The following is a 23,669-nucleotide window of genomic DNA, read 5'->3' on the forward strand; positions in this document are numbered from 1 at the left end:
CGAAAGCTGACTTTAAAAGGACGTTTGTATTTTTGCGCGATGGAGACGGACATTCAATGGATGCACAGGGCTTTGCAGCTGGCGGGCTACGGCCGCGGTAATGTAAGCCCGAATCCGATGGTCGGCTGTGTCATCGTGCATGATGGCATGATTATCGGCGAGGGCTGGCACCGGCAGTACGGCGGCCCGCATGCCGAAGTGAGGGCCATCGAAGACACGGACCAGAAAGGTAACGCGCATTTGCTCCCCGAATCCACCGCCTACGTGACGCTCGAACCCTGCTCGCACCACGGCAAAACCCCTCCCTGCGCCGACCTGCTTATTAGTCGAAAAATCAAAAAAGTGGTGATCTGTAACGTGGATCCAAACCCGCTGGTTTCCGGGCGCGGCATTGCACGGATGCTGGACGCCGGAATTGAAGTGGTAACCGGTGTGCTGGAAGCGGACGGGCTGGCATTGAACAAGCGATTTTTTACTGCCATGAACTTCCAGCGGCCTTACGTGATCCTGAAATGGGCTGAAACTGCCGATGGTTTTCTGGGAAACTCTTCCGGAAATCCGGTGAAAATCAGCGGAACGCTGTCCAATGTTCGTGTGCATAAATGGCGGACGGAGGAAGATGCGATTTTGGTGGGTTTCAAAACGGCTTTGAATGATAATCCGCGTCTGAATGTGCGGCTGTGGGTGGGCAGAAACCCTGTCAGGATCGTGCTGGATAGGTATTTGCAGCTTCCCCAAACACATCATTTACTGGACGGCACGCAGCCGACAATCGTCGTCAACTATCAGGAGCAAACGCCGCTGCCGGCAACTCCAGAGCGATGTGCTGAAACATTCCCGGTAGCTTATATGAAAGTGGAAGCGGGTTATGATGAAATTAAACAGCTTTTAACCGGACTGCACGAGCGGAAAATCCAGTCGGTTTTCGTCGAAGGCGGCGCGGCAGTAATTCAGTCATTTCTGGACGCCGGTCTATGGGACGAAATCCGCCGCTGCCAGGGCAGCATTCAAATCCGCGAAGGAGTTGTTGCGCCGGTTCCGCGAGGTATTTTCAGAGGCTCGGAGCAAGTCGAAAATGATCTCTGGACTTTTTATTCCCGCACTTAAATACTCCACAGATTTTCTTCGGTCGTCCAGATTTCCCAGGCTTTTTCTGCCTGTAACTGTAACATTTTGAGTCCGTTCTGCGTCGCGGCACCTTTGTCGTGGCCGTTTTTCAAGAACAATGTTTCGGCCGGATTGTATACCAGGTCGTAGAAATAATGTCTTTTGCCAACAAACTGATAAGGTATTGCAGGGGCTTCTTCCACATTCGGGAACATGCCCAGCGGGGTGGTGTTGATAACGAGCAGATATTCATTCATGATATCCTCGGTAACTTCTTCGTATGTAATCGATTCCTCACTTTTTTGGCGGGATACCAGCTTGAAATCCACGTGCAGATCGTTCAGCGCCACAAGTACCGCTTTGGCCGCGCCGCCATTTCCCAAAACCAATGCTTTGAAATTGGTACAAACCTCGCCGCGGCGGTCAAGCCACTCTACCAGTGACTGACGGAAACCGTAATAATCTGTATTAAAACCTTTTGTGCTGCCGTCGGCATATATCTTGATCGTATTCACCGCGCCGATACGTTCTGCCGAAGCATCGTCCATATCGTCGAGGTAGGCGATCACGTCTTTTTTATAGGGGATGGTCACATTCAGGCCGCGGAGATCTGTTTTTTTCTTCAATAAAGGCGGCAATTCTTCCAGCGATTTCATTTCAAAGAGCTCATAGCTGCTCTCTTTGATCTTCTCCCGCACAAACTTATCTGTGAAATATCTCTTTGAAAATGAGTGGGTAAGGGGGTAACCTATTAAACCGTATAAGTCCATAAGTGTGAAATAATTTTATATTTTTACGAAGTAAAGTAGAACTATATAATTGTGTCCGTGCCGAATTTATGAAATGGAAGTTTTTCTATCTGACTCTGTTTCTGTTTTTAACCAACCTATCAACCGAGGCGCAGGATAACAAGGATTACCGCCTGATGTTGAAAAGCGGCACTTTCACACCAGCAAAAAACATAGCGCCTGACAAAACTACTTTACCTAGTCTTCGTCTCGCAGCCCAAGGTCAAAAATCTTTTGTCATTATTCAGTTTGAAAGCATTCCCACCGCGGAGGAAAAGCGGCAGCTGAAAAGCGAGGGCATTGAGCTGCTCGAATACATTCCCAACAATGCTTACACGGCTACGGTCACCGGGCAGGATTTTCAGAATAGTCTGGCCAGAACAAAAGGCAGGGCGATCATTGAACTTTCACCGGAACAAAAAATGCAACCCGGCCTCGCGAACGGCCGCATGCCAGCCCATGCCATCAAAGCACCGGGAACATTGGATGTCTGGATCAGCTATCCTGCCAGCATTGGTTTTGAAGAAATCCGCGACAGCCTGAAAGCGCAGGGTTTTGAACTACTTTCGGAGCAATATAAAATGCACCAGATCCTGGCCCTGCGTATTCCGCAGACGCGGTTAAAAGAGCTGGCCGGCAAACGTTTTATCCAATATGTGCAGGCCATACCACCTGACAATAAGGCTTTTAACAATAAAACAACTTCCAATGCGCGGGCTAATTTGCTGAGTTCGTCCATGCCTGCCGGGCGCAACCTGAGCGGCGAAGGCGTAGTAGTAGGCGTCGGGGATGATTCGAACCCTCTGCAACACGTCGATTTTAATGGCCGGATGATCAACCGCGCGGCTATCGAGGCGGGGGTGCATGGGGTGCATGTGATGGGTACGCTGGCCGGGGCGGGGATTATGAACGAGCGGTACACCGGTTTTGCGCCCAAAGCGACTTACGTGGCGCAGAGTTTTTCCAACATTCTGGCCTACGCGCCCGAGTACAGCCGCGATTTCGGGATGGTGGTCACCAATAATTCTTACGGCGGGGATATCAATACCTGCGAAACATTCGGGGTTTACGACCTGTACGCTTACATTCTCGACCGGCAAGCTTTTCAACTGCCTTATTTACAGCATGTTTTTGCAGCGGGAAACAGCGGGGCGGTAAATTGCAGCCCGTATCCTGCGGGTTTTGCCAATATTCTGAGCGGGTACCAGACGGCCAAGAATGTGATGTGCGTCGGGAACACCAGCGAAGTTGCGGCAATCGCTTCTACGTCGAGCCGGGGGCCGCTGCGGGACGGGCGGATCAAGCCGGAAATTACGGCGCAGGGTACGTCGGTGATGTCCACGATTCCCGTCAATTTGTACGGGAGCGGATCGGGTACGAGTATGTCGTCGCCGGCAGTGGCGGGCGGGCTGACCTTACTTTACCAGCGTTACCGGCAGCTTCACGGCAATGCCAATCCGAAAAACGGCCTGATGAAAGCATTGGTACTGAATGGTGCCGTCGACAAAGGCAATGAAGGGCCTGACTACCGATACGGTTTTGGCTGGCTGAACCTGCTCCGTCCGTTGAAAATGCTGGAATCCAATAGTTATGTCAACGATTCGCTGGCACATCAGCAAACCAAAGAAATTTCGATCCCGATCCCTCCCAACACGGCGCAGCTGAAAGTAATGCTGTACTGGAACGATCCCGCCGGGGCTATTCTGTCGGCGCAAAATCTGGTGCATGATCTTGACTTAAAAGTAGTTACGCCCAATTCTACAACGGTACTCCCTCGGCTGCTTGACCCTACACCCTCGAATGTGAACAATGTGGCCACAACAGGTGTGGACAACATTAATAACATTGAGCAGGTGGTGATCAACAATCCTGGCGAGGGGAATTACAAAATTTCAGTGAAGGGCAGCTCGGTGGCGCAAAATCCTTTGCAGGAATATTTTATTGTGTATGATATTATCCCTAACTCACTGGAACTGACCTATCCCGTCGGAAATGAGCGGTTGCGGGAGGGTGATGCGCAGTATATTCACTGGGATGCTTTCGGAAATACGACAAGCACTTTCACGGTTCAGCTCAGCCTGAATGCAGGCGGCAGTTGGTCGACATTGGGCAATAACCTGGCGGCGGGTACGCGGCAAATGTTGTGGACGGTTGCGGCAGGTACCATCACGGACAACGCCCGGGTGCGTGTGATCCAGAATAGTACCGGCGAGCAGCGGGTCAGCGGCGATTTTACGATTGTCGGCATTCCAACATTAACCTTGTCGTCGCTGCAATGTGAAGGATATATTTCGCTGGACTGGACGGCGGTGAGTGGCGCGACGGATTATGAAGTGATGATTTTGAAAGGTACCGAAATGGTTTCGGCAGGTACGACCAATTCCACGAATTTCGTCCTGAGCGGTCTTTCCAAAGATTCCACTTACATCTGCTCGGTGCGTGCTCGGCTGAATGGTCATCCTGGCCGACGGGCGGTTTCTATCTCCCGCAAACCTGACTCTGGTACTTGCCAGGGCAACATTTCAAATAAAGATTATAAAATAGAGTCCATCCTCACGCCGGCTAGCTCGGGTAGGGTAGGTACTTCTACGGCGCTGGGTAATCCGGTTTTTGTCAAAATCAGGATTAAAAACCTGGACGATGTGGACCTGAACGAACCACTCGATGTGGGTTACGAGCTAAATGGTACCGCGATTCCCGTCGAAACGATTACGCCTTTTATTGAAAAAGGAAAAACCTACGACCACACTTTTTCAGTAGGCGCAAACCTTTCGTCACCAGGCACATACACATTCAAAGTATACATTCATCACCAAAATGATGTGGTTTCGGCGAATGATACTTTGACTAAAACATTCAGGCAACTGCCCAATGATCAGATCGCACTGCCTTTTCTGGACGATCTGGAATATCTGACGTCACAGTCTGTGACTACCACACAAATCGGCCTTCAAGGTGACGGACGTTATGATTTTTCAGCCTCTTCGGATGCGGGTCGCGTGCGGAGCTTTGTCAATTCCGGGCTAGCTTACTCTGGACAAAAAGCGCTTACGTTGGATGCAAACCGGTATAATTCGGGCGGGAACACATCGTACCTCGATGCGACTTTTAATCTCTCAGCTTACGACATTGAGAACGCGGATGTGAGGCTGAATTTCAGGTATAAAAATCACGGACAGAAAGCGAACGCCAATAACAAGGTCTGGATCAGGGGAAAAGATACAGATCCGTGGATCGAGGCTTATGATCTTTTCGCCAATCAAAATCTGCCGCAGGATGGCTACAAGACGCCCCGGGGTATTGAGCTGAGCAATTTGCTTTCTGCCAGTAACAAAAATTTCTCGTCCAGCTTTCAGGTAAGATTTGGCCAGTGGGGCAAAATGATCACGGCTGATTACGCCACGGGCGCAGGTTATTCTTTTGATGATATTGAAATCTACACCGTCGTGAATGACATTCAAATGCTGGCGCTGGTATCGCCGGTGCCGGAAAGCTGCGGGCTGGGATTTCAGGAGCCGGTGACAATCAGGATCCGAAACAGTTCTTCCCAAACCGTGACCAATATTCCGGTCGTTTTTAGTGTCAACGGCGTGGAGGTGCAGGAAGTGATCCCGTCGATCGAGCGCAGGACGACGATCGATTACACATTTAACGGAAAAGCAACTTTTACAACATTCGGGGAGCAGCATGTGAATGCGTGGGTAGCATTGCCGAGCGATGGTTACCACGATAATGATACGGTTTCAGTGCTGGTCAACAATGCGCCGGTGGTCACGACATTTCCTTATCTCGAAGATTTTGAAGCGAACAATGGTTACTGGTTTCCAAAAGGCGTAAACAGTTCCTGGGCGTATGGCACGCCGGTATCTGCTACGGTAAATACGGCGGCGAGCGGCAAGAAAATCTGGAAAACGAATTTGTCCGGCGGACATAATGACCGGGAAGAATCTTACTTATACTCGCCCTGCTTCACGGTCAACGAGCTGCAAAATCCAACATTGAGTTTCAGTGTTTCGCTGGATCTGGAAGTTTGCGATCCGACGCCCTGCGACTATGTTTTTGTAGAATATTCTGGCGATGGCGGCGCGTGGACGCGGCTTGGCTCGGAAGGCGAGGGTTTCAACTGGTATAACCGGACTTACTCGGGGAAAGGTGCGTGGAGTGTGAATGACAACACCCGCTGGCACGTGGCGACGATCGGTCTGCCGACGGGTTTTACCAATCTGAAAATCCGTTTTGGGCTGATATCCGACGGTTTTACCCACGGCGAAGGCATCGGGCTGGACGATATCCACATTTACAATAAGGTCAGCAATATTTACGACGGCCCGACGATGGCCGCGCCGGTGACGCAAACGGTTTCGCCGGGGCAGGGATGGGTGAATTTTTTACAAAATAACCAGCTGATTGCCTCCGTAAACCCGAAAACGCAGAATCCGGGCAATACCGATGTCCAGGCTTTTATCAATACTTCGGGCATCAGAAATGCGAATAGCCAGTATTATCTGGACCGCAATGTGACGATCAAGCCGGTCACTTACAACCTTTTGGATTCGGCACTCGTGCGGCTTTATTTTCTGGATGCGGAAAATGAGGCGCTTCTAAAAGCTACGGGCTGCGCGGCATGCGGCAAACCTGCGAACGCTTATGAACTGGGCGTGGCGAAATTTCAGGGTAAGGACCAGTCAAAAGAAGACGGGTTGACAACGAATGATACCGATGGAACCTGGCTGTTTTACGCACCATCGCAAATCCGCATAGTACCTTATGACAAAGGTTATTATGCCGAATTGAAGGTGAAGGATTTCTCGGAATTCTGGCTGGCGAAAGGGATTTTGGGTACGAGTTCCGCTTTGCCGGTGAATCTGGTGAGTTTTGATGCCAGAAAAAAAGTGGGTGAGGGAAGCGGCCAGGATGTTTTGCTGGACTGGGTTACTTCTTCGGAGGAGAATTTTGATCACTTTGAAATTGAGATCGCCGCGGGAAATGATGCTTACCGACAGGGACTTTTTACAACATTGACTCAAATCGACGGCAAAGGTGGTTTGAACAAAAATGGCCGGTACAACTTCACTGACCAGCAGCCAGGCAAGTTCGGGACGAGATATTATCGTTTGAAAGTCGTGGATGCGGACAGCAGCTTTGTTTATTCGCGAGTGCGGCCGGTGGTTTTCGATGAAACATTGGCGTGGACGGTTTATCCTAATCCATCGAAAGGAATGTTCTTTGTCAACTATCAGGCGGATGCGGGCAAAGAAATTGGCGTAAACATTTACGGGCTGAACGGGCAGGTTTTTCAGAAAAGTCATTTTACTGCGACCGGTTTCCCGCAGAACAGTAAAGTCGATCTTTCTTCTCCGGAATTCGCTTTGGGATTATATGTAGTTGAAATTGTGGATGGGAAAGAAAAACAGGTTTTTCAGGTAGTGAAGGACTAAAAAGCCGTTGGAACTTGCAGCAGATTGGCCGGGTTACACGAATAAGAATCAGTATACCCCCACAAGCCCGCGATATTAACATGTACAAATATTTATTTGCCCTCTGCTTTTTAACTACCGCCACATTCGCCCAGACTTCCGGCAGATTACCCAACACTTTGATCCTCGATACCGACATTGGCCCCGACTACGACGACGTAGGCGCGATGGCCGTGATGCACGCGCTGGCCGATAAAGGCGAGGTAAAGCCGCTGGCGGTGATCGCTTCCAATAAAGATGAGCTGGTAGTACCCGCGATCGACATTTTGAATACCTACTTCGGCCGCCCCGAGTTACCGACCGGCGCGCCAAAAGGAAACGGTGCCAGCCAAAGCGCGAGTCAAAAATGGCCTGCGATGCTGGCCGAAAAATATCCGCACAAAATCAACAAAACTTCCGACGCGCCCGACGCCGTCAAAACCTATCGCGAAATCCTTGCTAAGCAACCCGACCAAAGTGTTACGATTGTTACCATCGGTTTTTTGACTAATCTGGCCGATTTGCTCGATTCCAAACCAGACAGTTATTCGCAGCTTTCGGGGAATATGCTGGTTAAGAAAAAGGTAAAACAGCTGGTGTCGATGGCGGGTGCATTTCCGTCGGGCCGGGAATACAATGTGCTGGTTGATTCGGTTGCTTCTGAAAAAGTATTTGCCGAGTGGCCTACCGAGATCATTTTCAGTGGTTTTGAAATTGGAAAAGAAGTCAAAACCGGGTTGCGCGTGGTGGCAAATGACAGACTTAAAAGTCCTGTGAAAGATGTTTTTGCGATGGCGATGCCGCTGAGCAAGCAGGATGAAAATGGCCGTATGAGCTGGGACCAGACGGCGGTACTTGTTGGCGTGCGCGGCGCATTGCCCTATTTCGGTCTAAAAAGAGGCAGGATCATTATTGAAGGCGGTAATAATAAATGGCAGGACGATCCGATGGGGCCGCACGCCTACCTGACTCCCAACATGCCCTACGAACAACTGACTGCGTTGATCGAGGGCCTGATGATGTGGGAGGGCAAAAAATAATCAGACAATCAGCTGCACGCCGCCGCTTTGCAGCTGATCTCCCGCTGCTTCTCTTATAATGTTTAAGTCGTGCTGTAATCTTTGAGCAAAAAGCGCAATGTCAAAGCTGTGCACGACAATGTTCGCGCCAGCTTTCATCCACTGAATCTGCCGCTCCGGCTCGAAAGAAAAATGGATTCCGATCGCCAGTCCTTTGGCGCGGGTGGTTTTAATGATGTGCGTCACCACTTTTTCAAATTCGGGATGATCGTATTGTTCCGGTAAACCGATACTTACCGACAAATCATGCGGGCCGATGAAAACACCGTCCACCCCTGGAACCGACAATAATTCGTCCAGCCTGTCTACGGCTGGCGCACTTTCAATGTTGGCAATGCAGAGATTTCCCGCATTGAAATTCGCGACATATTCTTTCAGGTTTCCCGGGATTTCCTTGTTTCCATGCAAATAATCATGAAGCAGCTCGCCTTTGAGCGGCCGGTATTTGGTTGCGCCTACCAGTTCCAGAATTTGTTCCCGGGTTTCAATGTAAGGTGCCACAATGCCGGTGGCGCCCACGTCGATGGCCTGGCAGGCCAGGTGCGCGTCGGGTTTGGTAATGCGGACGATCGGCGCAATGTGCATGGACTTGAACTGCTGACACAAAACCGCCAGTTCGGGGCGGCTGAGGGGAATGTGCTCGGTGTCGATGAAGACAAAATCGAGTCCGGCTTTTCTGACGGCGCTTGGCCACATGGGGCCGGTGGAGGTCATGCAGGTGCCATAAATGTTGTGGCCGGCTTTTAGTTTTTCGGCTAAATGAAGGGGTGTTTCCATGAAAAAAGAATGTCAGATTATTGCTTGATCAACCAAATCTCGGTCACTTGTGAGCCGCGTTCGCCTTCGCCGCAATTCCAGATGAATGTAATGCTGCCGTCGGCATTGGCCTGTTTGGGTACATTGAATTCAAATGTGGGCTGATGTCCGGTCTGGATAAAATCGTGGATCGTTAGGTCGTCGTCGGTGGTCATTTTCATGCGCGAGCGGAACCGGCCGGTGTAAGAGATCTTAATGCGGTAAGTCGCTTTCGGGTCGAGGTTGTCGTATTTGATTTTTAAAGGCTGATCGTATAATGTTTTGGCCTGCTTCATCCAGCTTCGTGGCGTGATCTGGCCTTTGAAACCCGTCGCCTGGATTTCATCCACCCATTCTTCGCCCACCAACCCCACGCCAAAACCAATCCGAGGTGATTCCAGGCTTCCCGGATCTTTTTCCAGACCCACACCCGGCACCACGCGGTACCAGCTTTCGGCATCTCCGAAATGATCGTAAAATCCGCCCGGGCCAGGATCAGTTCGGCGCAGCATCTGGTTAATCTCGCTGATTTTTTCCGTCTCGCTGGTTAATTTTTCAATGCGTGCAAGCTGGTCGAGGAACCAGGGCGAATCATTGAGCGGCATGTTGATCAAATCGATAAAATTACCTCTGCCCGACATGGCGCCATGTTTTTTCATGGTCAGCTGCGCCCCGATGCTCTTGAAAAGTGAATCGGCCAGGTCCTGGCATTTTTGTTGATAATCTGGCAAAATTTGCTGTTTCCAGGCGCGTTCCAATGTTTCTCTTGCTTTGGCGATCGCCGTGGCAGAACCGGTTTTCGGCGCAGATTCGAGGATTTCGCGAGCACTTCTTTCCAGCTCGGTTTCGTAAATTAACCTTCGTCTGGTGTAGTTATCGAAATAAGCCCTGATCAATGCCATCTGAAAACGCGGGTTTTGCAAGAGCTTTTTCGGGGCATCTTTTTCCAGCGTTTGCCACTGCATGAATGTGGTTTCCACGCCATCGTTGGTGATCAGCTCGCCTTTCCAGTTTCTTTCCAGTGCTACCAATCCCTGCGCGCCGGTTTCTGTATATTTTGGCCCAAAAAATAGGCGGGAATAATCCCTTAACGTTTCCATCACCGGCGTTTCTGGGTTCCAGTCCTGGTCGCTCCATACGAATTTGTTCACATCATCATTGGTACCCTCAGAGTAACTCACACTCCCGATGCCAAACTGGTCGAGCGCATTGTGGATGGCCTTCTCATCGAAAGGACGGGGGTTAATGCTCTCGCGTCCCAATGTCATCGCGTACGCCAGATCCCAGTGCGGCACCGGATATTGTGAGCTGTAATTGTGGGTAATGTCGGGATAGTGCCGGATCGGAATGTTGGGTTTCAGCAGCTCACGGATCTTGTACACCGGAATTTTGACCCAAGGCCCGAAAACGACGCCGCCAAACCAGGGGTATTCTTTGTTGGCGTGTTCAAAAAAACTGTCAAACCACTTTTGCGTGGGGCGGAAAACCTGCGGGGAAACCCAGATTTTAGCATTGGGATGGTATTTCTGTAAAACGCCGGCCTCTTTTTCAAGCCAGGCAAAAAGTACGTCGGGTTCCAGCTCGCCGGGATCGCCGGCTGGTACGAAAACGGAATTGAGTTTGGGCAAACTGGCGAAAACCAGCTCTCTTTCCTGCAATTCTTTTTTGATCGAATCCGCATTGACGTAATCCTTGCCCATGTTCGGATACCAGATCGAAACGTCGAGCCCGTAAGATTTGCAGATCCGCGATTGCTCGACGATCATTTGCGCAGGCGGCACTTTCATATGTTTACTCGTCGCGTCATCGTCGGTTCTTGGCGGGACAATTTCGATGGTATTTGCTCCAAATAAAGCCAGGTCGCGGATATACTGATCGAAACGTTCGATCGGGAATGCGTCGTACGCATTGGTTTTGGGCCGGTAACCCAGCTGGTGGCCGCGCATCGGATAGCGCGGACTGGTGGAAAGCACCAGGTTATCCGGTAATGTAAGGTTGCCGGTACTGATCTCCATACTCCGCAGCAGCCTGCCGACACCATATAAAATCCCCCGCGTATCTTTCCCCGCTACGATTACGGAATTAGATTTTTTATCTGACCAGATTTTCAAACCCTCGGCATTGGTCGGTGCCAGCGCTGCCAGTGCGGTGCGGTAGTTCTGTGGTAGTTTGTCAATGTCTTTTTCAGCAGAAATAATGATCACATTACCTGCCTTCGGTAGTTTTTTTGAAATGAGAAGTTTAATGCCACTGCGTTTTTCGACTTCCTGCTGCAATACCTCGACGCTCCGCAATGTCAGGTTTTTGTCGGTTGTGTTTACAAAGATTTGTGCTTTGGAAAGATCGATTTGCTGGGCAGTAGCCCGGCTCAGCAGCGACGCGAAGAGAAAAAGGAGCAGCAGGCGAATGTGCCTTTGGTACATCATTGATCAGTGGGTTTAGGATTATAGCTTAATGAAAATCTTCCTTTTATAGAGTATGTAGGACGGTATGAAATTGATAAACACAAAAGATACCGCATACAACATACTCGCCAGCCGCGGGTCCATACCCGCTTCCGAGAGGCTGGTGACGGCCATTTCATTCAGGGTTTTTCCATCAAAATGTAGCAGATAAAAAAATAGCGCAAGAATGTCGGCGAGCACATAGGCAGCAATGGCATTGGCACCGAAAATCACACCGGGTGAGATGCCTTTTGTTCTTCCTTTTATATCAATGATAAAATATAAGGTACCCAGCAGCATGGACGCGAAACCAGAAGTGACGAGTACGAAAGAGCTGGTCCAAAGGTTTTCATTGACCGGAAAGGTAAGTCCCCAGAAGTAGCCTGCCGCGGCGACAAATAAGCCGGTCGACATTAAGTAATTACTTTTTTCATTGGGCGTTAGGCTGGTGAGCATCAGTCTGCCAGCCAGCATGCCGGTAATGCCGGTGACGATGGACGGAAATGTGCTCAGGATACCTTCTGGGTCCCAGTTACCCTGCCACATTTTGCCGGGCAGAAATTGCTGATCGATCCAGGCGGCGAGGTTGTTGCCGGGTTCGAGCATGACTTTACCCTGGCCGGGCGTGGGGATCAAAACCATCCCGAGCCAGTAAACTATCAGAATTATGATTCCTAAATTGGCTTGCTGTTTCCAGTTTGTATTTAAAAACAACATCGCGCAGACGAGGAAAACGATGGCGATGCGGTGTAAGGTACCGGTGTAGCGCAGGTTGGCAAAATCGAAGTTTGGGAGCATGTTGAGGAACATGCCGACGGCAAAGATTTTCAGTGAGCGGATCACGATCTTTTTATACAAATCACCTTTTGGAGCGTCGGTAAGTAGTTTTTTGGAGTAAGCAAGTGCGATGGAGACGCCGACAATGTAGAGAAAAACCGGGGCGATGAGGTCCGTGAATGTGAGCCCGTTCCAGATCGTGTGGTGTAATGTTTGAAAAACGTGCGCTTCACTTCCCGGAAAGTTGACCATAATCATCGCCGCGATCGTGAATCCGCGCATGGCGTCGAGCGACAGCAATCTCGAAGAAGTGGCCAACTGTTTTTCCATGCATGAACCGTTTAAGAGTTCAATACGCGTTTGCGATTTAGAAAGGCTATCGGGGCAAGAATTAATTGGATTTCTTTCGAGGTAAATCCGAAAGACTAGTATATTTTGCCAACTAATCAGTATTTATCATATCTGCCTCACCGAGCTCCTCAGGCGCCGGTTTTTCAGGTCTCAAAACATTTTATGCTTCTTCATTTTATGAAAAGAACATTTCATTTTCAACTCATTATTCTCTGTCTGGCCTTTTTGTCGGGTTGCGGCAAATCCGGGGAAATTTCCAAGGAGCAGGCAGAGAAAATCGGCATTTCCTGGAAGCTGATTACAAATTTTACTGAGCCGGAGGGCAGTTTTGAGGCGAAGTTTACAATTAAAAATGGCAGTGACATTACACTGGATGGAAGCAACTGGAAGCTGTTTTTCAACATGTCGCCGCGGCCGATCCATTCTAATAAAACACCGCAACCTGCGGTGATTGAGCACATTAACGGTGACTGGTACCAGATGGTGGCAGCGAAGGATTTCAAGCTGGCACCGGGCGATTCGGTGGTAGTTAACTATACTGGTACAGAAGGTATAATTAAGGAAACGGATGCGCCGATGGGCTTGTATTTTGTTTTTTATGATAAAGAAGGAAAAGAAAAGGACATTGTGCAGGTGAAGGACTTTGCGGTGGAGCCTTTCATAACCAAAGAGCAGATACTACGCGGCACCCGGGATTTGAAAAAAATGCCGACACCTGAAAACCGCTACCAGGATAACCTGGCTTTTACCACGTTAGGCGCGGATCAGCTTTTAAAAGTCATCCCGACGCCTGTAAAAATGACTTCTTCGGCAGGCACTTTCGCATTGAGCAGTCAGGCGAATATTTTTTATCAGGAAGGCCTTGAAACAGAAGCTAAGCTGCTGATCGAGAAACTGAAAGCGGTGACCGGAACAGACTTTCCGATTCAAAAAGGAACACCACAAGCTTCTGCTGCGTCTGCTCCTTCAATCGTGCTGAAAACCGGTGCGGTGAATGTGAATGGCATTTCGAAAGAAGCGTATAAACTGAATGTTGATCAAAGCGGCGTCACGATTACCGGTAGCGACGCGGCGGGTGTTTTTTATGGTATTCAAAGTCTTTTGCAACTGATACCGACAGAATCTTACATTAAAAAAGCAGAATCGGCGGTGATCGGTTATGTGCAGATTGAAGATGCACCGCGGTTCCAGTTTAGAAGTATGCATTTGGATGTGGGACGTAATTTCCAGACGGTGGAGTCGGTGAAGCGAATGCTCGATTTGCTGGCGTCTTATAAAATCAACCATTTTCTTTTTTACACCACCGAAGATGAAGGCTGGCGGCTGGAAATTGACGGTTTGCCTGAACTAACGAAAGTAGGTGCACAGCGCCAGCATACTTCCGGCATCGGCGCGACAGCATTACATCCTTCGTACGGCTCCGGCCCAAAAGCTTATGATGATGGCAAATTTGGCAGCGGCTTTTACAAAAAAGCCGAGTTTATCGAAATCCTGAAATACGCAAACGACCGGCACATTAAGGTCATCCCGGAAGTGAATTTCCCTGGCCACGCGCTGGCGGCGATCAAATCCATGGAGGCGCGGTATGAAAGGTTGATGAAAGAAGGCAAGGAAAAAGAAGCGAACGAATACCGCCTCATCGACCCGGATGATAAGTCAGTTTATTTGTCGGCGCAGGCTTATAAGAACAATGTGGTTTGCGTGGCGCGGGAGTCGGTTTATCATTTTTATGAAAAAGTGGTGGACGAAATTGCGAAGATGTACAAGGAAGCGGGTTTGACGATGGATACCTTCCATACCGGCGGCGACGAAGTGGCTGAGGGTGTCTGGACAAAATCGCCGATGATCGACAAGCTTTTGAAGGAGCATCCTGAACTGAAAGGTCCGAAAAGCTTGCAGACGTATTTTGTGCGTACGCTTTTACCACGATTGGAAAAAAGAAACCTGAAAGTGCATGGCTGGGAAGAAATCGCCTTGACCAAAACGGCTGACGGAAAATACCTGTCGAATCCTGAGTTTGCAGGCAAGCCGGTGTATCCTTATATCTGGAACAACGTGTTTGACGTCGATCTCGGCAACCGCATGGCGAACGACGGTTATCAGGTGATCCTCTGCAATGTGACAAATTTCTATTATGATATGTCGTACAACAATGATCCGAAAGAGCCGGGATTGTACTGGGGCGGGTTTGTGGATGTACGTGACATGTGGACTTTTTCTCCTTTTAATATGTTCAAAACCACCGAGGAAACGGCGATGGGCAAACCGATGAAGGAGGAATTTGTTGGTAAACAACTCATGAAACCCGAAGCCAGAAAGAATGTTTATGGGGTGGAATCGCAGCTTTGGAGTGAGACTATCAAAGGCCGGGATATGATGGAATATTCGGTGCTGCCGAAACTGCTGGGCTTCTCGGAAAGCGCATGGTCGGAACGGAAGTGGGAGAATGTGGCGGACGATGCAGCGCGCAAGAAAATGATCAATGATGGGTGGAATCTTTTTGCTAACTCCATCGCACAAAGACATTTACCAAGACTGCGGTACCTAAACGGTGGCTACAACTACCGCATCCCAATGCCGGGCGCGGTGATTGAAAACGGCGAGTTGAAAGCCAATGTGGAGCTTCCTGGTCTGACCATTCGCTACACCACCGACGGATCGGAACCGACTGTGAGTTCGACAGTTTATAAAGCACCGATAAGACTGGTAGGGCAGATCAAGCTGAAAAGCTTCGATGCCGCCGGAACTGCCAGCCGGACAGCGGTGCTGGCAGCCAAATAACATTTTTGAATACCTCCGATACCAAAAACTACTCAACATTTTAGAAGGCTCGATGAACATAGGTGTAGATATCGGCGGCACGAACATTCGTGCCGGGATAGAGTCAGGCGGGTACATTACCTGGCAAAACCAGATGGCGCTGGAAAACAAACATTCCCTGCCGTCGACATTAAACCAGCTGATGGACCTGATCAGGCCTTTTACCAAATACCCTGTGAAAGGGATTGGCATCGGCGTACCGTCGGTAGTGGATGTGAATAAAGGGATTGTGTATAATGTGATGAACATTCCTTCGTGGGAGGAGGTAGCATTGAAGGAAATCGTTGAAAATGAGTTCAATCTGCCGGTTTCGATCAATAATGATGTGAACTGTTTTATCCTGGGCGAGCACCGGTTTGGTCTGGCGAAAAAGTATAGCTCGGTGATCGGGATGGCGATCGGGACGGGTTTGGGTTCCGGGATTATCATTGACAATCATTTGTATACGGGCAGAAATTGCGGGGCGGGGGAGATAGGGATGCTGCCTTATAAGGATTCGATTTTGGAAAATTATGTTTGCAACCGTTTTTTTGAAGATTCGCTGGGCATCGATGCATTCGGTGCCCACGAAGCTGCCCTTGCGGGGAATAAGAAGGCAATCGAGGTTTGGGAAGAATTCGGCGTGCACCTGGGCGCGGTGGTCAAAGCAATTATGTATACGTATGATCCCGAAGCGATTGTGCTGGGTGGCTCTATCGCAAAAGCCAATGCTTTTTTCCAGGAAAGTATGCTCGCAAGTTTGAAAGATTTTGCCTATCCCGAGTCACTGCGGCACCTGACCTTACTGCTTTCTGAAAATGAAAATATCGCTTTGCTGGGCGCAGCAGCACTTTTGGACGATTAAATAATTTTTGACACCTCCCACATGCAAAGAAACATTTTTATCGTCGTACTGATCCTGCTGATTTTCTTCGTCATTTCCTTTCTTACCAACATTCTTGGCCCGATTATCCCCGACATTGTAAAAAGTTTTGACCTGAGCATCGGCCTCGCGGGTTTCCTGCCTTTTGCGTTTTTTGTGGCTTACGGAGTAATGTCAATCCCGGCGGGTTTGATGGTGGAGAAGTATGGCGAGAAGATCATTCTGATCGCGGCGTTTTTGCTGGCTTTTGCCGGTGCGTTACTTTTTGCCATAATACCCAGTTTTACGATTGCGCTGACGTCGCTTTTTATGATCGGGATCGGGATGGCGATGTTGCAGGTGGTGATCAATCCTTTGCTGCGGGTGGCTGGCGGGGAAGAAAAATTTGCCTTTTTTTCGGTGCTGGCGCAGCTTTTTTTCGGCGCTGCTTCCTTTTTAAGTCCTTTGCTTTATAGCTATCTGGTTCTGAATGTGCATTCCGGCTCATCGGGTTTTTTGATTAATACATTGAATAACCTGGTGCCTGAAAACCTGAAATGGGTCTCGCTATACTGGGTTTTTGCGGTAATAGCGCTGGCGATGGTGGTAGTGATCTCACTGGTCAGGTTTCCGAAGGTGGAGCTGCTGGAAGATGAGCGTATTGATGTGGGAAAATCATTTAAAGAGCTGGCTGCCAATAAATTTGTCTGGCTGTTTTTTCTCGGAATATTCGCCTACGTGGGTACCGAGCAGGGGATTGCGAACTGGATTTCGCAATTTTTACAAACCTACCATCATGTCGATCCGGCTACGACCGGCGCTTCCGTCATCTCTTATTTCTGGGGACTTTTAACAATAGGCTGCTTTCTGGGGCTGATCCTTTTGAAACTTATCGATAGCCGCAAAGTCCTGGTTTTCTTCACTGCCGGAGCCGTTATGTCCTTACTAGCAGCATTGTTTGGATCAAAAGACCTGGCTTTGCAGGCATTCCCTGCCGCGGGATTTTTTGCTTCCGTGATGTATTCCGTGATTTTTTCTCTGGCATTAAATTCTGTTCCCCGTCACCACGGCACATTCTCGGGCATTCTCTGCGCGGGTATTGCGGGCGGGGCAGTGGTACCTTTGATCGTAGGCGGTTTGGGCGAATTATTTGGTCTGCAACTGGCGATGTTATTTCTCCTGATCCCGCTGGGCTACATTCTGAGCATCGGTATCTGGGCCAAGCCTTTGATCAAAAACGAAACCATCACAAGTGTCAAAGACTTTTTCAGTTAAAATGCTGATCCAGAAGTTAAAATCTAATCCATGTACAAAATCATTCTCCTTCTCGATTTTGCCGAAGGATACAGCAAGAGCCTGATGAAGGGGATTAATGCGTACTCCAAGGAATTTGGGCCATGGGTTTTTTGCCGGATGCCTCTTTTCCACCGCGAGACGATTGGTATCGACGGGATTTTACAGTGGGCTTTGGAATGGGGTGCAGATGGTATTGTTGGTCAGCTATATAACAAGGAAATTGAGAAGATCCTGAAAGCCGGGATACCGGTGATCGCGCAGGATTTTAAGGAGCGTTTTACCGAAATACCCAACATTACCGGTGCCTACCACGAGGCAGGGCAGCTCGGCGCGGATTATTTTCTCAAAAAGGGTTTTACCAATTTTGCTTTTTATGGTTTCAATGACATTGTCTGGTCGCGGGAGCGGGCGGAGGGTTTTGAGGCCAGACTGAATGCAAAAGGGCATCAGGTACATTACTTCGAACATAAAAAGGCGCGGTCGACGGAGCTTTGGTACTACAAACCAAGCTCGCTGAGCCGCTGGCTGAAATCGCTGCCGAAGCCGATTGCGCTCATGACCTGCGACGATAACCAGGGCCAGCACATTACCGAGGCTTGCCGACAGGTAGGTATACGAATTCCCGAGGAAGTGGCCGTGCTGGGCGTGGATAATGATGAAATGATCTGCGACCTTTCCGATCCGCCGCTTTCCAGCATTGCACTGGACGTTGAAAAAGGCGGATACGATGCTGCCCGCCTGCTCGACCACATGATTAAAAACGGCGCAAAGGATTTCTACGACATTATCGTAAAACCGATGCAGGTGATCACCCGCCACTCGACGGACATTTACGCTACGAATGACGATTACATTGCCTCAACCTTAAAATACATTCATCAGAACATTGACAAAAACCTGCACGTAGATGAAGTGGTAAAGCAGGTGCCATTATCACGCCGGGCGCTGGAAAAGCGGTTTTTGGAGATTACGGGTTATCCGATTTACAAATATATTTTCAACCTGCGGATTGAGAAATTCTCCCAGAAGCTGCTCGATTCGGATATGTCTGTTTTTGAAATCGCGCTTGATATGGGGCTTACAGACAGCAAAAATATAGCCCGCCAATTCAGGCAGGCTAAGGGGTGTAGTCCAAGTGTTTACCGTAATAAATATCTGGCCGGCAAGTAGCCTACCAGATCACAATGCGGGACGAATCCGGCAGCGACATTTTGCTGCCCGGCGTACAATCCCAGGCTGTCTGAAATTCTTTCAAATGTGGCAGCGGACCGTTGATCCGGTCTTTCGCTGGTGAGTGCGGGTCGGTTTGCACCTGGTTTTGCAAGGCTTCGTTGGTTGTGTTCATGTGCCAAACCTGCGCCCAGCCAAGAAAGAACCGCTGCTTCCAGTTAAAACCATCGATTGGAGCAGGCTCTGCTTTTCCTTTCAAAGATTTTTCCAAAGCGTGATAGGCTAATGTTAACCCACCTAAATCAGCCACATTCTCGCCGATTGTGAGCGCACCATTGATTTTGAAACCAGGCAAAGCCTCGATGCCGCTGAAATAATCAATGTACTTTTTGGTCAGCTTATCGAAATTGGTGCGGTCGGCGGCCGTCCACCAGTTTTTCAAATTTCCTTCATCATCAAATTGTGAGCCCTGGTCGTCGAAACCATGCGTAAATTCGTGCCCGATTACCGCAATGATACCGCCATAATTGATCGCGTCGTCTGCATCGCGGTTGTAAAATGGCGGTTGGAGGATACCTGCCGGAAACACCACTTCGTTATTCAGCGGGTTGTAATAAGCATTGACTGTCTGCGGCGTCATACCCCATTCCTTCTTATCCACTTCCTTACCGATTTTCTCGACGGCCTCCTTATTCTGATAAAGAGAGGCAGAAATGACATTTTCAAAAAGCTTGTCCGGAGCGATGTCAATCGATGAATAATCCTTCCACTTATCCGGATAGCCGATTTTATAGGTGAATGCTTTCAGTTTCTTATGCGCCTTGGCCTTGGTGGAATCACTCATCCAGGTCAGCTTGTCGATGCGTTCGCCGTACACGGTACGCACGTTTTCAATCATTTCAGAAACTTTCTTTTTATCGTCTTCCGGGAAATATTTCTTGGCAAACAATTTACCTAAAGGCATACCCAAAAGTCCATCGGTGGAGCGGATGGCGCGTTCTGTGCGGTTTCTCTGCTGTTTTGTGCCACGCATAACGGTAGAGAAAAAGCGAAAATCTTCCTGGTCGAAGTTCTTCGGCAGATAACCTGCAAACCGGGAAAGAAGCTGCCATTTCGTATACAATTTCAAAGTTGCCAGCGGGGTTGCTTTCAATAATGTGTTCAGATTTTGCAGATAAGCTTTGTTTTGGACAATTACCGTATCTGCTTTCACATCCTGCTTGTCGGAAAAAGTTTTCAGGTCGAAATCCGGTGTCAGTTTTTCGAAATCCTTGAAAGCCATTTTGTTATAGGTTTTCACCGGGTCGCGCAGCTCCACATTGGTCAGTTGCAGCTTGGCAAGTTTTGTTTCAAAATCGAGGATCGTCTTGCCTGGATTGGGATCAGCCCAGGTTGCCATCGAGAACATTTTGTCTACGTGCTTTACAAATTCGGTGCGCACTTTGACGGTACTTGAATCGGTGCGCTCGTAGTAGCTTTTCTCACCCAGACTTAAACCGCTCTGGCCCTGATACAATGCATTGATTTTGCTGTTGCGCAAATCGCCTTCCACACCAAAACCAATCACATTTGATACCCCTACTTTTTGAAGCTCACCTGTTACCGACGAAAGGTCTTTCAGGGATTTTACCTCATTGATCTTGTCCAGGTAAGGTTTTAAAGGGGTTAGCCCACGCTTTTCAATGGTAGCAGTGTCCAGGAACGACTGATAGTAATCGGCGATCTGCTGCTCTTCGCTCCTGTTTTTACGGTCTTTCTTGTTGCTGATTTCTTCGATAATGCTGCGCAGCCTGACCTCTTTATTTTCTTTATCAAGAATACCAAATGCACCCCAGCGGCTTTCTGTGCCGGGAATCGGGTTTTTCTTTTTCCAGCCACCATTTGCGTAGGTATCAAAATCGTCGCAGGCTTTGCCTGTAGAATCCAGCGAGCTGACGTCGAAGCCCGGTACTTTTTCGGTAGTGGCCTCCTCTTTTTCTTTTTTACAGGCGGTCAGCATTAATGACGCCGCCAATGCTGAATAGCAGATTTTAGCTAATCTCATTTTAAGTGTTTGTTTGTGAAGATTTTTAAAACAATGTTCCTAACTAATTCCGCCCATCCATCCTTTTATCGGTTTCCAGAATACCAATATGAGCAGCCCGAAAGCGGTGGAAATGATGGCTACTTGATTAAACAAGGCAGGCATTTGCATGACATTGCCCTCGTCGAAACCTCCGGCGAACAAGCCTGCAATCAAATTTCCCAGTGATGCGCCAACAAACCATATACCCATCAACTGACTTACGTAACGTTTCGGCGCCAGTTTGGTGTAAGAACTTAAACCTACGGGACTTACGCATAACTCGCCGATGGTATTTAATAAATAGGTGAATGTCAGGAAAAGCGGGGAAGTGAGCTGTCCGGTTACGGCAATTTTGGACGCCGCTACCATCACGAAAAAGCTCAAACCCAGCAGGATCAAACCGGCCGCAAACTTGACCGGAATCGAGGGGTTCATGTTCCGGGACGACAAATAGATCCAGAGACTCGCCAGTATCGGTGCGAAAATGAGTACAAATGCAGGCTGAAAATTCTGGAACCAACTGGAAGGTACATCCCAGCCCCCGACCATTCTGTCGGTATGTCTTTCTGCAAATATTTGGAGTGAAGTACCTGCCTGCTCATATCCTGCCCAGAATAAAGAAATCGCCAGAAAGAGAATGATGAGGACGAGTACGCGGTACTGCTCGACACGGGTGAGGCCGCCGGCGATGAGGATAAATAAGAAGTAGGAGGCCGAAATGGCGACAATGATCACGCCTGCACCCTGCGCCAATCCCTGCGCGGTGGTCATATCGATGGTGCCAGTGTATTGTAAAACGATCAGGAATATGACCAGCGCTGCGATTAATCCGTACCCTAAAACGCTGTTTTTACCGGACTGAGCCGTACTTTCGGGTGTGGCGATTTTGGCGGGAGGTACTTCTCCCAAACCTTTTAAATGTCTGGCAGCACCGATCCTGAAAACGATCAATCCCAGTAACATTCCAATTGCCGCAGCCCCGAAGCCCATGTGCCAGCTCACTCTTTCACCCAGGTATCCGACGATGGCGATCCCGAAAAATGAGCCGAGGTTGATACCCATATAAAAGATAGAGAATGCGGCGTCGCGCCGGGCACCGCCTTCGGGATACAGCTCGCCGACGATGGAGCTAATGTTGGGTTTGAGCAAACCTGTGCCAACTGCGACGGTAGTCAATCCCAGAAAAAACAAGACAGCCCCACCGGGTATGGCCAGGATAATGTGGCCGATCATGATGACGATACCGCCGTACCAGATCGCCTTTTTCTGTCCTAAAATGTTGTCCGCCAGCCAGCCTCCCGGCAATGTCAGCAGGTATACCGACGCGGTGTATATCCCATAAATCGCCGCACCTTCCCCCGCGCTCATGGCCATCCCGCCGCTTACTTTATCGATAAGAAAAAGAAGGAGTATTGCCCGCATCCCATAGTAGCTGAAACGCTCCCACATTTCGGCAAAAAACAAGATATAGAGCCCGGTGGGGTGTTTTTGAGATAACTGTGCAGACATAGAAGAGTAATGTTTTATTTGGTTTTAGGGCTATTCAGTAATATGATTTACCGCACAAGATAGGAATTATGGATAAATATCTAAACCAGCCAAAACAAAAGCGGCAGCCGTGATGTTACTCCGGCTGCCGCTTAAATTGAATATAAACCTTTCGGTTACTTCACCGAAAATGTCCCTTCTCCTACTGAAAATCCTTCTGAATAAAGTTCGATGGTATAGGTGCCTTTTGTAAAAGGCGCATCACGGTCATACATAATGCTCACGTCCTGGTTGTTATTAGCGTAGAGCACATCCTTGCTGATGGTATAACCCTGCTCCTGACCATTGTATTCAAATGTACCCGAGCCGGTTTTAGTATCCGAAATTGTCGCGCCGCTTGGATCTATGATGCGCAGATAGATGGTTTTATTATCTGCCTGCGTCAACGGATTTTTTTCCAGCATGAAATCAACCCGTACTTTATCCACTCTTTTGGATTTAACATTATCACCTTCACGCACTTTGCCTTTGGACGAGACTGCATATACTTTCACGTTACGTGCTCTCAGCGCAGCAGCCATCGTTACTTTCGATTCGAGCTCAGTATTCTTGGCAACTACCCCGCTCAACGAATCGCTCACCGCCTGCTTGGAAGTTTGCAGTTCGGTTTTTTCCTGGTTCAATGTTTCGTTTTGGCTGATCAGCTGCTGGTTTTCTTCCCGCAGCTGAGCGATTTCAACATCTTTCTGGGTGAGGAATGCTTCGTATTCCTTCACTTTTTTGCTCATATTGGCATTACCCTTGCGGAGCGCAATCCTATCTTGTTCGAGGGATGCTTTTGCTTTTTGTAGTTCTTCTACATCACCTCCGAGGTTCTGCACTTCCAGAATCCTGGCGTCGAGCTGTTTGCCAATAGAATCGAGCTTGATTTCGGCGCTGGCCAGTTCATTTACGCGTGCCTGGATGTCTGTGTCTTGTTTCTGAGTTAATGTGTGTTCGTTATAGTAGAGATACCCAAAAACGGCGGCAAGAACTGTCATCAAAATTAGACCCACGAGGAGGCCGGTGTTATTTTTCCTTTCCATATATGTGCTTAGGTTAAATGATAAAATTTATAGGATATGTTCAAAAAACTGTGCCACTACTATACGCAGAATTTTGATTTGGATTGAAAAACAAAAAGCCGTTTGCA

Annotated in this window: 14 protein-coding genes; 7 read left to right on the forward strand and 7 right to left on the reverse strand. The window is 48.9% G+C overall.

The window, feature by feature from the left end:
• Positions 1-39: 39 nt before the first annotated feature.
• Positions 40-1,107 (forward strand): bifunctional diaminohydroxyphosphoribosylaminopyrimidine deaminase/5-amino-6-(5-phosphoribosylamino)uracil reductase RibD, encoded by a 1,068-nt coding sequence (ribD, locus tag FEN17_RS13640; protein ID WP_138365905.1) that lies wholly within the window; start codon positions 40-42, stop codon positions 1,105-1,107.
• On the opposite strand, the gene FEN17_RS13645 is transcribed toward ribD, so the two are convergent.
• Complete coding sequence (locus FEN17_RS13645) at positions 1,104-1,877, reverse strand: shikimate dehydrogenase family protein (protein WP_138365906.1); 774 nt, start codon at positions 1,875-1,877, stop codon at positions 1,104-1,106. The two genes, ribD and FEN17_RS13645, sit on opposite strands and share 4 nt — an antisense overlap.
• A gap of 68 nt (positions 1,878-1,945) precedes the next feature.
• On the opposite strand from FEN17_RS13645, the gene FEN17_RS13650 reads away from it, so the two are divergent.
• The gene (locus tag FEN17_RS13650) at positions 1,946-7,333 is read left to right on the forward strand and encodes a S8 family serine peptidase (protein WP_138365907.1); all 5,388 of its coding nucleotides are present in this window, start codon (positions 1,946-1,948) and stop codon (positions 7,331-7,333) included.
• Between the two features lie 80 nt (positions 7,334-7,413).
• Entirely contained in the window at positions 7,414-8,391 is a 978-nt protein-coding gene (locus tag FEN17_RS13655) for a nucleoside hydrolase (protein ID WP_138365908.1), read from the forward strand.
• Here the strand turns inward: FEN17_RS13655 and FEN17_RS13660 are convergent, their stop codons facing one another.
• From FEN17_RS13660 to FEN17_RS13670, 3 genes are read right to left on the reverse strand one after another with little or no spacing between them, the layout of a single operon-like run.
• Positions 8,392-9,207, reverse strand: coding sequence for an HpcH/HpaI aldolase family protein (locus tag FEN17_RS13660; RefSeq protein ID WP_138365909.1), 816 nt, complete (start codon positions 9,205-9,207; stop codon positions 8,392-8,394).
• A gap of 17 nt (positions 9,208-9,224) precedes the next feature.
• Entirely contained in the window at positions 9,225-11,651 is a 2,427-nt protein-coding gene (locus FEN17_RS13665) for a hypothetical protein (protein ID WP_229208815.1), read from the reverse strand.
• An 18-nt stretch (positions 11,652-11,669) separates the two neighbouring features.
• Positions 11,670-12,776: an acyltransferase family protein gene (locus tag FEN17_RS13670; RefSeq protein WP_138365910.1), complete on the reverse strand. Its 1,107-nt coding sequence runs from the start codon at positions 12,774-12,776 to the stop codon at positions 11,670-11,672.
• Positions 12,777-12,974: 198 nt separating this feature from the next.
• Here FEN17_RS13670 and FEN17_RS13675 point away from each other — a divergent pair, with 198 nt between their 5' ends.
• The 4 genes from FEN17_RS13675 to FEN17_RS13690 are packed head-to-tail and all read left to right on the forward strand — an operon-like array spanning position 12,975 to position 18,924.
• Positions 12,975-15,578, forward strand: a complete 2,604-nt coding sequence (locus FEN17_RS13675) for a family 20 glycosylhydrolase (protein WP_138365911.1) — start codon at positions 12,975-12,977, stop codon at positions 15,576-15,578.
• A 52-nt stretch (positions 15,579-15,630) separates the two neighbouring features.
• Positions 15,631-16,461: an ROK family protein gene (locus FEN17_RS13680; protein ID WP_138365912.1), complete on the forward strand. Its 831-nt coding sequence runs from the start codon at positions 15,631-15,633 to the stop codon at positions 16,459-16,461.
• A 21-nt stretch (positions 16,462-16,482) separates the two neighbouring features.
• On the forward strand, positions 16,483-17,733 hold the full coding sequence (locus tag FEN17_RS13685) for an MFS transporter (protein ID WP_138365913.1): 1,251 nt from the start codon (positions 16,483-16,485) through the stop codon (positions 17,731-17,733).
• A 30-nt stretch (positions 17,734-17,763) separates the two neighbouring features.
• The gene (locus FEN17_RS13690) at positions 17,764-18,924 is read left to right on the forward strand and encodes an AraC family transcriptional regulator (protein WP_138365914.1); all 1,161 of its coding nucleotides are present in this window, start codon (positions 17,764-17,766) and stop codon (positions 18,922-18,924) included.
• A 1-nt stretch (position 18,925) separates the two neighbouring features.
• Here the strand turns inward: FEN17_RS13690 and FEN17_RS13695 are convergent, their stop codons facing one another.
• From FEN17_RS13695 to FEN17_RS13705, 3 genes are all read right to left on the reverse strand, one after another.
• Positions 18,926-20,968, reverse strand: a complete 2,043-nt coding sequence (locus FEN17_RS13695) for a M13 family metallopeptidase (protein ID WP_138365915.1) — start codon at positions 20,966-20,968, stop codon at positions 18,926-18,928.
• 39 nt (positions 20,969-21,007) lie between these two features.
• Positions 21,008-22,498 carry a peptide MFS transporter gene (locus FEN17_RS13700; RefSeq protein ID WP_138365916.1) on the reverse strand — a complete coding sequence of 497 codons (1,491 nt, stop codon included), beginning with the start codon at positions 22,496-22,498 and terminating at the stop codon, positions 21,008-21,010.
• Between the two features lie 155 nt (positions 22,499-22,653).
• Positions 22,654-23,562 (reverse strand): DUF8428 domain-containing protein, encoded by a 909-nt coding sequence (locus tag FEN17_RS13705; RefSeq protein ID WP_138365917.1) that lies wholly within the window; start codon positions 23,560-23,562, stop codon positions 22,654-22,656.
• Positions 23,563-23,669 lie beyond the last annotated feature (107 nt).

The organism is Dyadobacter luticola, from assembly GCF_005860805.1.
Taxonomy (GTDB): domain Bacteria; phylum Bacteroidota; class Bacteroidia; order Cytophagales; family Spirosomataceae; genus Dyadobacter; species Dyadobacter luticola.